Annotated in this window: 12 protein-coding genes; 3 read left to right on the top strand and 9 right to left on the bottom strand. The window is 43.5% G+C overall.

What is annotated here, in order from left to right; translation table 11 throughout:
• The 5 genes from LFX25_RS00170 to LFX25_RS00150 form a co-directional block, all read right to left on the bottom strand.
• Positions 1 to 507: a hypothetical protein gene (locus LFX25_RS00170; protein WP_118954475.1), complete on the bottom strand. Its 507-nt coding sequence runs from the start codon at positions 505 to 507 to the stop codon at positions 1 to 3.
• A gap of 85 nt (positions 508 to 592) precedes the next feature.
• The gene (locus LFX25_RS00165; protein ID WP_238728303.1) at positions 593 to 2860 is read right to left on the bottom strand and encodes a ribonuclease R family protein; all 2268 of its coding nucleotides are present in this window, start codon (positions 2858 to 2860) and stop codon (positions 593 to 595) included.
• 5 nt (positions 2861 to 2865) lie between these two features.
• Positions 2866 to 3546, bottom strand: coding sequence for a tRNA (adenosine(37)-N6)-threonylcarbamoyltransferase complex dimerization subunit type 1 TsaB (gene tsaB / locus LFX25_RS00160; protein ID WP_238728302.1), 681 nt, complete (start codon positions 3544 to 3546; stop codon positions 2866 to 2868).
• The gene (gene tsaE, locus LFX25_RS00155) at positions 3543 to 4028 is read right to left on the bottom strand and encodes a tRNA (adenosine(37)-N6)-threonylcarbamoyltransferase complex ATPase subunit type 1 TsaE (protein WP_406600511.1); all 486 of its coding nucleotides are present in this window, start codon (positions 4026 to 4028) and stop codon (positions 3543 to 3545) included. Before tsaE ends, tsaB begins: the two co-directional genes overlap by 4 nt.
• Before the next feature lie 130 nt (positions 4029 to 4158).
• Positions 4159 to 5016: an Hsp33 family molecular chaperone HslO gene (locus LFX25_RS00150; RefSeq protein WP_238728300.1), complete on the bottom strand. Its 858-nt coding sequence runs from the start codon at positions 5014 to 5016 to the stop codon at positions 4159 to 4161.
• 191 nt (positions 5017 to 5207) lie between these two features.
• On the opposite strand from LFX25_RS00150, the gene LFX25_RS00145 reads away from it, so the two are divergent.
• The 3 genes from LFX25_RS00145 (at position 5208) to LFX25_RS00135 (ending at position 9105) form a co-directional block, all read left to right on the top strand.
• On the top strand, positions 5208 to 7184 hold the full coding sequence (locus LFX25_RS00145) for a beta-galactosidase (protein ID WP_238728299.1): 1977 nt from the start codon (positions 5208 to 5210) through the stop codon (positions 7182 to 7184).
• Between the two features lie 140 nt (positions 7185 to 7324).
• Positions 7325 to 8236, top strand: a complete 912-nt coding sequence (locus LFX25_RS00140; RefSeq protein WP_238728298.1) for an LIC_10030 family protein — start codon at positions 7325 to 7327, stop codon at positions 8234 to 8236.
• A 20-nt stretch (positions 8237 to 8256) separates the two neighbouring features.
• A complete protein-coding gene (locus tag LFX25_RS00135) occupies positions 8257 to 9105 on the top strand; it encodes an inositol monophosphatase family protein (protein WP_118954482.1) in 849 nt (282 codons plus the stop codon).
• 133 nt (positions 9106 to 9238) lie between these two features.
• Here LFX25_RS00135 and LFX25_RS00130 read toward each other — a convergent pair whose 3' ends face one another.
• From LFX25_RS00130 to LFX25_RS00115, 4 genes are all read right to left on the bottom strand, one after another.
• Positions 9239 to 9598, bottom strand: a complete 360-nt coding sequence (locus LFX25_RS00130) for a c-type cytochrome (RefSeq protein WP_238728297.1) — start codon at positions 9596 to 9598, stop codon at positions 9239 to 9241.
• A gap of 4 nt (positions 9599 to 9602) precedes the next feature.
• Positions 9603 to 10307 carry a urate hydroxylase PuuD gene (locus tag LFX25_RS00125; protein ID WP_238728296.1) on the bottom strand — a complete coding sequence of 235 codons (705 nt, stop codon included), beginning with the start codon at positions 10305 to 10307 and terminating at the stop codon, positions 9603 to 9605.
• 168 nt (positions 10308 to 10475) lie between these two features.
• Entirely contained in the window at positions 10476 to 11690 is a 1215-nt protein-coding gene (locus LFX25_RS00120; protein WP_238728295.1) for an LIC10025 family lipoprotein, read from the bottom strand.
• Entirely contained in the window at positions 11662 to 12153 is a 492-nt protein-coding gene (locus tag LFX25_RS00115; RefSeq protein ID WP_406600510.1) for a hypothetical protein, read from the bottom strand. The genes LFX25_RS00120 and LFX25_RS00115 overlap by 29 nt, the downstream gene beginning before the upstream one ends.
• Positions 12154 to 12187: the final 34 nt, after the last annotated feature.

The raw sequence follows: 12187 nt of genomic DNA, 5'->3' as shown, positions 1-12187 counted from the left end.
TTAACCCTCGTATCCCGCTAATGTTTGAATTCTTTTGTCTTTTGAAACGAGGAAGAATGCGATCTGTCTCATGATCGAATACGCGCCTCGTTTCAAACCGAGTGAGGAAGTTTTCCAAGACAACAGACGTTTTTCTCGTTCTTCCACGCTCAGAGAAGTCATGGGTTTGAAGGAAAAATCCAACGCAAGCGCGGCAAGAGTGGAAGAAGGAATCATCCCCAAAAGAAGAATCACGCTTTCCGTATCGATCGGAGTCGGATGACCATATACGTAATCATCGACCGCAACACCCAGATCAAAATCGGGGATCGGATTTCCTTTGAGAAAAACTTCTCCCAAAGATTTGAAAGCAAGATAGGCATCGTCTTTCAATCCGCGCAATCTGGGAATCGAACCGCTGGTACACGCGGTCATTCCCGGAAGAACGAACGCGGTCACGGCCAAAAATTTTAAACTTAGTTTTAAAAATCGACTCCGAGGAATCGACTCTTGCAGAAACAGCTCCAAGTTCACCTCCCGTTTGTCGTTAATACGACTCCGGTTTTATATATAACAACTGTTCAGCAGGAATATAGGAAAGGAATTACTTTGTCTATACTTTCTTCTGGAATTTTTTCATTTTCACGAAGATCTTGATCTCCTCGTAATCAATTCGATCGAGTTCGACTTCGATTTTATCGCCGAGCGTGTAAATTTTCGTAAACTTCTTCGAATAAAAAGAGAAATCGGTTTCCAACCGAACCTCGCCTTCATCCGTAAATTCGGAAGAAAGAAGACATGCGTCCACCATCGGATTTTCCAGATCCACAAAGATAAGGAAGGGTTTGCATCCCGTGATCGTTGCGGAGAATTCTTTGATGCCGGTTTTTTCGAGATAACGACAAGCCTTGAGTTTGTAATAATCTCTTTCCGCATCGGTAGCTTTCCGTTCTTGATGAGAACAATGTAGACCGGAGGTCACCATCTCCTCTGGGGTATAAACCGGTTTTTTGCTCAGAAGAATCTGTTGTAAAACTCTGTGACAAACAAGATCGGGATATCTTCGAATCGGGGAAGTAAAGTGACAGTAGTCTTCAAATCCAAGACCCCAATGTCCGAGATGTTCTCCCGAATAATAAGCCTGCATAAAAGTTCTCAACAAAAACATGTTGAACAATCTTTCCGCCGGCTTTCCTTCCAATTCTTTCAAGACGACTCGGATCGCCTCGTAACTTGAATCCTTGAGTAATGTTTTGATCCCGTTCAACTGTAAAAAGGCGTTCAGCGATTCGAGTTTTTCTTCGTTCATCGGTTCGTGAACGCGATACAAGGTCGGGTGCTTTTTCTTTCGGATGTATTCGGCGACCTTGATGTTCGCTGAGAGCATAAATTCTTCGATGAGAATATGCGCCTGCAAACGGTCCTGAACGGCGATCTCGACGACGTTGTGTTCGGAATCCGTGACGACCTTGTTTTCTTTTAGATTCAGATCGACTCGGCCGTTTTCGACTCGTTTTGCACGAAGAACCTTTGCGAATTCGTTCATACGGAAGATCCAGTTCTTAGGATCGCCCGCAAGAATTTCGGATTCGGCCCGATTGTACGTATATCGTTCCGCCACCTTAATTATGCTTTTATAATACTTCGCGTGGGTGATCTTTCCTTTCCAATCGGCTTCCATTTCCACCGTAAAGGCCAGACGATTCTTTCCCGCAACGAGAGAACAAAGATTTTCGGACAACTCGGGAGGCAACATCGGAACGACCCGGCTTCCGAGATAAACGGAAGTCGCTCGATTGTATGCTTCTTCGTCCAAGTCGGTTCCGGGACGGACATAGTGCGAAACATCGGCGATATGAACGTAGAATCGAATTCGATTCTTCTCTTCCACGAAGCTGATCGCATCGTCGAAGTCCTTTGAATATTCGCCGTCGATGGTGATACATTTCAGATTACGCAGATCCACTCTGGAACCCCAATCGTCCACGGTGTTTTCCTCGACTTCTTCGGGAAGATCCAAGGTTATATTCTCGGGATACAAAATGCTGTAATTGTATTTCATCAGCATTCGCATCAGATCCAAATCTTCTTTCGTGTCGGATTCGAATCGCAGGAACTGAACCTCGTAGAGATTTCTTTCATGCTCCGTATCTTCTTTCAGCCGCACGACTAAAACGTCGCCGGATTTGATCTCATCCTGCAGATCGATAAGAATGGTTTTGCGGAGCAGATAACCTTCCTTTTCCTCTCCGTCTATATCCAAAAGTTTTCCGAAGATAAATTTCGGGTCCTTTTCAGTGACGATCATTCGATACAGATCGCGTCCCCTCCGAAGAATCTCGGTGACTTCTCCTTCGAGTCTTCCTTTTTTTCCGATTCCGTACGGGTGAATTTCAACGAGATCGCCTTGAATCGCGGATTGTGCGTATTGACCCGGCACGAAAACTTCCATCCCGGAAGGAAGTTTTACGAAACCGTCCCCCCGTTTGCTGATGGAAATCGTTCCCCGCAACTTTTGATTCGGATTCACGAGTATATTCTTTTTTTCTAATTCGATCAGCCCTTCGGTTTCGAGAATCTGAAGCGTTTCGGAAATTTCCCGTTCCCGTTCCTGAAACTGCCACTTCTCCCTTTTTTTACCGTAAAAATTTTGATTTTCTTCGCGGAGAAGTTTCGCGCTGAGATCCTTAAATTGGATCACCGATCCCGCTCTGGATTGAAGATACTTAAGAATTTTCTTTCCGATTTCGTTTTCTCTAAATCCTTCGGTTCTTCCCGTAGGTCTTTCTCGTTTGGTTCGATCGGATTTACTGAAGGTTTTCTTTTTGGTTTGAGGTTGGGTCGTCCTCTTTTGATTTGTTTGTTTTTTCTTTTTATTCATAATTGCTAAGCTGTCGACTTGTCGTCGACGTAAGTTCCGCGTACGTAATTCGGAACGAGTTTCCAATAAGGAAACCGATCCGGAAATGCGATCGCTTCTTGAAGCAGGTCCAAGTTGCGATTTAGAATCGCGGATGCGGACGGAAGATTTTCTAAGATGGGATTTCCCGCGAAAAATTCGGGATGATCCGAATATTTCTGCGACGTTAGAAACGCCTGCAATCGATCTTCCGGTATTTTATCCAGTATATCGTCCGGCTTGACGTCTATGGAACCGAAAAATCCTCTCGTATCTTCCATTCCGAAATAAATTTTTTTCTGTTTCGCCTCGATTCCCACGATTACCGGATCACCCGCTTCTTCGTGATAGAACGAAGCGTAAACGTTTAAACTGTCGAATCCGATTGCGGGAATTTTCCAAAGCTGCGCAAGATTGCGTGCCGTTGCGACCGCGATTCTAAGCCCTGTAAATGAACCCGGCCCCAGTGCGCTAACGATCAAATCGGGGGATTTCCAATTCGAGTTCTTTAGAACATTTCGTAATTCTTGGATCAAAAGTTTGGAGGATTCTCGAGGATGAATTCCGGCGTATGAAGAAACCGGAGTCAGGTTTCCTTCCGGATCAAGGAGAAACGATTCCACAAGGATCCATTGGTTTGTCGCATCGAAAAAAAGAATTTTTTTCATACAGGATTCCCTTTCGATGTTTTCCAAAGATTTTTCAGACTTGGAAATTTTTCTATATCATAACTTTTGAATGTAATATTTCTTTCCTCTTCGGAAACGGTTTTGAATTCCGCTTCGAATTTCAACGGAAACGATTCCAATTCTTCTTTTGCGATTTGCCACCATTCTACGATGGAAACCCCGGGCCGTTTCCAGATTTCCTCAAATCCGAGGTCTTCCAGTTCCGCGGGGGATTTCAAACGATGCAGATCGAAGTGATAAAATTTCGATATTTCTTCCGTGGCCGATCCGTCCCTCCGACTTTCTTCGGAGGGCGATTTTTCCGTAACAACCCGATCCGATTTTAAAAGAGAGAATTCTTCGCTTAAACGAATCGGAATCGGATACTCGTTCACAAGAGTGTACGTTGGAGAATTTACGTTTGCGTTCGGAGAAATCTTCTTTACCAATTTGGAAGTGAACGTTGTCTTACCCGCGCCCATTTGGCCCGTAAATAATAAAATAGGATGAAGCGTTTGCTCCAAAGCGGAAAGAATAATCGGCACGAGAAAGTTTGCGGGTTTGTCTAAGTCTTCCAGTTTCAAATTTCGAAATTCGAGTTCCAATTCATCCTCAAAACAATTCACTTACCTTTTCTTTTTCGAAACGATATACGGAAGTGCAGAATTCGCAGGTAACTTCGATCATCCCGACTTCTTCCACGATCTGCATCGCTTCTTCTTTTCCCAACGTTTGAATCAGTTCTTTTATTTTATTTTCGGAACAGTCGCAGCGGAATTCAGGCTGACCTTCCTCTAAGATTTGAACCGCGGAACGGGTAACCTCTCCGATTTTATTCAAACAATTATAAACGTCCTTTCCCAGGAACTCCGCAGAGTTTCGATTGATTTGGTCTGAAAGACTTGCAATTTTTTGAATGTGTTCTTCTTTTGCTTCCGGCAACGATTGCAGAAGAATTCCTCTTACGTCCCAGTGAAATCCGTTCTTTTTGATAGAAAGAGTGATAAAACACGTGATCTGCTCGGAACTGTTCAGATAGTTCTGAAAATTCTCCTCAAAACTTTTATTGAGATACGGAACGACGGATTGATAGATACAAGCTCCGTTTTTCCACCGGAAGACTTTGAGAACTCCGGAATATTCTTCCATCGCTTTGTTCGGTTCCACGTCTTCTTCCGGTCTTTCGCGGAGAACCGCCTTCATTCTCCCTTTACGATCGCTGTAAGCGAGAACAGAGTGAGTCGGAGAATCCTCGTTGAACTGAATCTGTAAACTTACCTTCGTATCTTCTTTGACTTGATCCGCCAAAAAAAACGCACCCATCATCGTTCTCGCTAAAAGTTCCGTGTTGGCGTCGTCCAAGTTGTGTAAATTGGAGGCGGCCGTTACGGAATATGAAATTTCGGCCGCGGAATATCGGAAATGCGTATCCGGTAAAATTCCGTATATCAATGAATCCTGGTTCTGCATGGAATCCTTTTGCGAATGCGAAATGAGAGTCGAGGTTGCGTAAACCGTTGCGATCTACGTCATCCGTATCCTCTCAGACATTTCTAGAAAAGACAGTATTTTTTCTTTTAGACTTACGGCAATCCCGGTTTTCTTTCTTTTCAGATTGTGGCTCGGATGAAATCTCTTTCCGAAACGCAAAGGAGAATGGAATGATATTCGGAGCCGATTATTACCCGGAACAATGGACCAAAAAAGATTGGGAAGAAGACATTTCCATCATGAAAGAAATGGGTTTGAGTTCCGTTCGACTTGCGGAATTCGCTTGGGCGATGATGGAACCCAAAGAAGGGAAATACGATTTTTCTTTCTTCGATCATATTCTTAAGTTGATCCAAAAGAACGGTATGACGGCGATTTTAGGAACGCCGACAGCGACGTTTCCTCCTTGGCTTGCTAAAAAATTTCCTGACATAATCCAAGAACGAGACGGAATTCCAAGGACGATCGGAACCAGAAGACAGGCTTGTTTTTCTTCTCCGAATTATAGAAAGGCCGTTGTGAAGATCGTTACAGCGATGGCGAAACATTTCGGAAATCATCCCGCGGTGATCGGTTGGCAGATCGACAATGAGATCGGTCACGAAGGATCGGACATCGATCATTCTCAAACTTCGTTGAAGGCGTTTCGCCTTTGGCTGAAGAACAAATACAAAACGATTCAAAGGTTAAACGAAACTTGGGGAAACGTTTTCTGGGGGGTAATTTATAATTCCTTCGATGAGATCCCGATACCGGGACCGCACGTCGCGAGCAACTTTCATCCTTCGATGATCCAAGACTTTTATCGTTTTCATTCGGACACGATCATCGACTTCGTAAAACTGCAAGCCCAGATTCTGCGTAAGTTTTCCGTGGGAAGACCATTGACGACGAACTTATATCCTTCTCCTTTTTTACCGATCATCGATATGGCGGAACTTGCAACGTATTTGGATTATATTTCCTGGGATAACTATCCGACCTGGGGAGAACAAGAAGAACCGTTCCCTCATCCGTTCATTTCCGCGATGCAGCAATACAATCGCGGCCTGAAGAATCTTCCGTTTACCGTGATGGAACAAATTTCCGGATTTCAAGGACATGACCTTCTCGGCTATCTTCCAGCGCCGGGACAAACAAAACTTTGGATGAAACATTCCATCGTTCACGGATCGAACGCGATTTATTTTTTCAGATACAGAACCGCCCGTTACGGACAGGAACAACTTTGTTACGGGATTTTGGATCACGATAAGGAAAAGACCGAACGTTATTACGAACTTCAAAAGGGAATTCAAGAGATAGAAGAATTCGCGGAAGACTTTACGGAAGAATTGTTTCCGGCACAAGTCGCCGTCGTTCACGACATAGAGAACGCGCGCAACTGGAAGCAGCAGCCGATTTCGACGGGTTTAAAATTTTCACCGGTTCCTTGGTCGCAGGTAGGATACGATATCGAAATGGCGACTTGGTTTTCGGGGATGAACGTTCTCAACGTAAACGCTCACTTTCGTCCCGCTTCCAAAATCGATTTCAAAGATTATAAAGTCATTGTGCTTCCTATGTATACGATGGTTACGGATACGGTTTTTCATAAATTGGAGGAATTCGTCCGTGAAGGCGGAACCTTGATTTTAGGATTTCGAACCGGAGCCAAGGATTTAAACGGATGGATGTATGATTCTCAAATTCCCGGTCCGTTTGCCGAAATGGCCGGAGTTAAGGTCCGTAAGTTCGAAGCGGTCGGAAACCAAAAGGTCAAATTCCGATTCCGCTTTTTTCCGGGAACTTGTTCCAAGATCTGCGAAATTTTAGAACCGACTACCGCGGAAGTCTGGGCTCGTTACACCGATCCCAAAAAATTCTACAAGGGCGCACCCGTAATTACCGCGAATTCTTATCATAAGGGAAGGGTAATTTACGCGGGTTCTTCTTTGGAGCCTTTGAGTTTCGTGCTTCTATATCGTCGTATTCTGAAGGAAGCGAAGATTCCTTTTACATTTTACGGCCCGAACGTGGAAAAAGTTTTCCGAAAAGGTAGAAAACAAGATTACGAAATTTTTATCAATCATTCCGGTAGAAAAAGTTTAGCCGGTTTAAAACTTTTAAATCCGTATGAAGTCCGAATTCTTCCTAAAAAGAAATAAAAGTTCCGCCGAGTTCTTGCAGCATGTATTTCCGTCAAAGTATGATTTAGTTTTGGACGCGCCGTGAACTGGAAAATCGAATTGAAAAACGGATCTTATACGGATCATGTCGTTTATCAAAATTGAAACGGTAGGAAAACTTGGAACTCAATCAAATCGAAGAGTTGAATCGAATCCTTTCGTCCGCCTCCGGTCAAAACCGCCCGAACGAAATTTTCGTCGACAATCTTCATACTTCCTTTTTCGAATTCGAAGACAGTTTCATTCTTCCTTCGACGTCGGTCTACGGAGTGGACTTTGCGGCTGCAAAAGAATTCCTTCTGCAAGCGGAACAACTGATTCCCGAGTTGATCCGGAAATGTCACGTTCTTCCGATCGCGAAACCTAAAAAGAATTCCAATCAGCTCTTCTTAGTGAAAGAGTTTCCTTCATCGAAAGTCGACGATGAGAAGAAGTTCGTTTTCGTCGTCAGTTTTATTCTTTCGTATTTGGGCGGTGCGCCGACTTCGATGATCGTAAAACCCGCGGCGCAAGGAAAGACGGTTTCGGTTCGAACACGGAGAATTTATTTTTCGGCGAGAATTCTTCCTTTAGAATCGTTCGAAATGAAGAACGGAGTCATCGTAGATTTCGTCACGCGCAAATATAAAGAGACAGAATTCATGGTGGACGTAGATACGATTCCGTCGTTTAACAAAATTCAGCACACGTATTCGGAGCTTTTCGACGACGTGGATTATTCGAAACAGATTTCTACGATTCATTCGATTCTTAGCATCGATAAGGAAATCTGGAAACCGGGAAAAGTTTTTGAACCGATCGACGTGGAACTTCATACGATCAGTACTCGTTTTTTGGAATGCTCTCAAGAAAGAATCTTCAGCCAATTTGAAAGCTTCCGGCATTTGATTGATCTTTTATTGTCGCCGGAAAGCATGACTATAGATTCAGTAAAACAGGAACCTTTGCACGACTGGCTCCGTTCTTTCCGAACGGAAAGGGACGTAACTCCCTCCGGTAATATGCTCTGGAAAATCCTAAAACGAAAGTAATCTTTTTTGAAGAGAAGCCCATGGACCAACCACTTGCCCCTCCCATTGATTTTCCTTTAGAGGAAGTCAAACGCAGGATCAAATCCGTACAATCCGTATCCGGTATTTTTATCGAATCGGCTCTGAAGCTTCAGAAAGATTTGAAAACGTTCGCGTTTTCAACCGAAGCCGAAGAAAAGGATCAGATCCACAAAGCCGATGAGATGATGGGAAAGTTCATCGTGGAATATCTCAGACAAAACTTTCCTTCCGACTCCATTCTCTCCGAAGACAATTACAAATACGAAGGCAATAATTCTTTCCGTTGGGTTTTGGATCCGATCGACGGTTCCATGAATTTCGTTCGTGGAATTCCTCTTTATTGCGTGGCGATCGGGCTCGAACACAGGGAATCTCCGGTTGCCGGAGTCGTGTTCGTTCCCGGTTTAAACACGAAATATTCCGCCATTCTTTCGCAAGGCGCTTTTAAGAACGGACTCCGCATCGACGTTTCCAACACGGAATCCCTCGCGCGCGCGATGCTTGTACCGAGTTTTCCAACGAACAGAAAAGAAATATTAAACGAAGTCATTTCCGATATCACCGCGTTTATCAGTTGCGGACGCTCGATGAGAAGAACGGGTTCTTTCGTTCTCGATGCTTGCTGGGTTGCGGAAGGTCTGCTCGATGGAATCTGGGAAAAGGGCGTAAAACTTTGGGATACGGCCGCGAGTTCGGTGATTCTTACCGAAGCGGGCGGAAAACTGACCGACTTTAACGGAAAGCGGTTTCTTTCCGGAAACTCGGAAGTCGTGGTTTCCAACGGGAAAGTCCATTCTCAGATCGTGGATATTATGAGAAACGTCCGCGATTCCATCGGAAGAAACTAAGAATTACAATAAGAATTTTTCGGTTCGATAAAACACCGAAAAGGATTCCGCATCTTTATGCGGACTTCTGAAAGATCAACTAATAGAAAGAGAAACATCAGGGATATTCAAAATCCCTAATGTTTTCGTTGAATCAAGGAGCGTTTAGAAACGCTTCGATGCTTCGAATCTGATCGTCGTTCAAAGGAAGTCTTGTCATAATCTGGCTCGTGCGTTTCGGAGTATATCCGGGTGGATACGTTCCGTTTACAATTCTCGCCTTCAACAACTCGAAGTTAGAACCTTTAACCGCAGGCCCAACCGCCCCGTCCACTGCGGGATTTTGATTGTGACATGCGGAACAATTAGTCACATACAAACCTTTTCCCTGGGAAATCAGTTTTTGTTCGGGTGAAAGATTCTCTTCTTCTTTGCAGTTCGCAAATAAAAGAATCAAAGAAATGCAAACGAGTAAGAGGCGGGAGAACCCGCCTCGATTTTCAGTGATCCTCATCGACTTAGAGAAGAACCTCGAGAAGAATGTAGATGATCAATGAAAGAACAAATCCGGAAGTGATTACGCCTTTCACGGTTTTGATCGGTTTGAACGTAGCGCTTTCCGGTGTTGCGGTTAACGCGTTCGTTTCAACCAACACGATGATCGCGAGAATCGCACCTAAGAACGTATGTGCTTCGTCTTTCGTTATTTCCGTTGAAACCGGAAGATTTCTTGCCGCGCCCATTAAGAACAACATCGGAATGGAAAGAAGCGTGTTCGTTCTGGAAGCTAAAAGACCTCTTGCTGCGCGAGGAGCCGGGTTTTCCGCAGTTTCACCTTTCGCTGCAGCGATCACAACTTTTTGTGCAGGCCAAATCACGAACCAAACGTTGAACCACATCAAAGAGCCGAAAAGTCCCCCTCCTAAAATTACGGCGAGTAATTGGCCTGCCGATAATGTATATCCCGTAAAAATGAGATAGATGATCATCGCCCAACCGCTCAAGAACGTAAACATCGCTCCCCAACGGAACCACCAAAGAACTCTTGGAACCAATTGCTGAGTCGCTTTCTTCTTTGTATCAGCGTCCGTTTCAGCAAAGAAGGCTCCTTGTACAAAGTTAATGTACCAGAGTAGTCCGATCCAGGCGACGCCTGCGAGGAAATGCACCCACTTAAAGAGGAAATACAAGCCTTGGCTTGTAAAAAGAGCAATCCCTTCCATAATACCTCCAATTCATCGAATGAAATATGATTGTGCGCTTTAAAAAGACAGAGCGCCAGAACTAAAAATAAATCCTGGAATTTAGACTCTCAGTCAAGCACTTTAGAAATATTCTAATTCTTTAGTGAGAATAAAATACACTTCTTAAGGACAAACTTCAAGTGCACTTTAAGTTAGATCTTCGATTAAAATCTTCTGAAGCATTTCCCAAAAGGAAGGTTCATCGTCTTTTTCATTCGAAGAACGAAAGGGAGAAAAACGATCTCTAAAAATCTCGGCTTGTGATTTTAGGATGACTTTCATTGTGTTACCGCTTCGAAAGGATTCGGATTCGAACTTATTTCCACCGTTTCCTTCGCTTCCTTGCACAAGAAGAAGGAAGAGTTGATCGAAATATTCTTCCATGTTTCCCGGTATGAACCAATTCACGACCCCCGGCGGAAAAATCTGAAGAAACCGTCCGCTGATTTTCTTTTCCGGAAGCTTGGAAAATTCCCCGGTGATTTTTTCATAATTCTTTGATGAGAAAAAACGAAGCTTATATCCTAAACTTCTAATATCGATTTTGAGTCCGTACACTTGTATAAACACCGAAACTCTTATGTGAAGCGTTTCGGGATTTTTCCAGTAGCCGTTTTCGGTATCGGGGACTTTCAAAAACGTTTTTGTTCCTTCGTTGTACAGTTCGATTCCGTTTAAAAACTCTCCTGACTTGAAAATCGTAATTCGATACGAAACTTGATTTAAGATTTTGTGAAACCGTTTATAAAATTGCGGATAACTATTCTCCGTTGCTTCGTTCAACTCGTACAAAAGCCAGGAAGAATTCTCCGCTCTGCCCGTATCGCAATGGGAAACCCCGCAAAGAAACCGATGCGCTTTTGAAATCGAAACGAACTTTAACGAATCGTTGGAAGGATTTCTAAGAAAATGCTGCAGCTGATCCACGTGTTGAAAGAAATCATGATAACTGTATGCGGGAAGAATCGAAACCGTTCTTCGTTTCATTCGATATGTCTTTTGATCTTTAAAGGAAGTGGGAAAATATTCCGCGTGAATTTGATACGGAACTTGATCCGGAATTTTTTCTGTAGTCAAAACGTTTTGCAATCCGCGGCCCGTTTTACGGATGTAAAAATCGATCGTAAGAGATCCGTTTTTTTCTTGGAGAATCGATTCGTCCGCGGAAGTCAAATTTCCGAAAAGAGCGTTTCGAATTCCTCCCGTTGGATATTCGTTCAAGATGTTCTTTTGATACGCGAGATATTCAATCCAGTATGCCGCTTGCTGAGGCTTTTTTTGAATACAATTCGAAATCGAAAAAAAGAGAACGATACAAACGAGAAAGCCGAGTCTATTTTCTTTGTTTTCGAATAATTTCATATAGAGAGTCTACGGTACGATCATCCACATCTTTGTAATAGGATTCAAAAATTAATTTCTTGTTCCCCGAAAAAATGCGTAACCACGAAAAATTACGCCGGATTCCGGAAGAAATCACTCCTTTTTCATCCAAAAAAATCGATTCGTAGTTTTTAGATTTGTTTTGATCGATATAAGTTTGTACTTCGTTCGGAGCGTTTTGGAGATCGATAAAGGCGGCAAACTCAACTCGATCCTTGTTTTCATCGATGAGGTTTTGCATTCTCCAGTAAATCTTTCGACCGTGTTTTCTACAAAGGACGATATCCGTATAGGAACAGCCCAATAGAAAAACGATTTTTCCTTTGAGCTTTTTGGATTCGAGAACATCTCCTCTTTGGTCCTTGAGCCGAAAGTCGGGAAGATCGGATGAAAAAGCCGGAAGGATCACAATGAAAAAAAGAGCCAACGATATTTGCGGCAAATATCCGCTGTTAAAAGCTGCGACCGTTCGTTTG

Origin of the sequence: Leptospira sanjuanensis (assembly GCF_022267325.1) — a bacterium.
Classification (GTDB): Bacteria; Spirochaetota; Leptospiria; order Leptospirales; family Leptospiraceae; genus Leptospira; species Leptospira sanjuanensis.
This window is presented reverse-complemented; position numbering and strand designations above follow the sequence as displayed.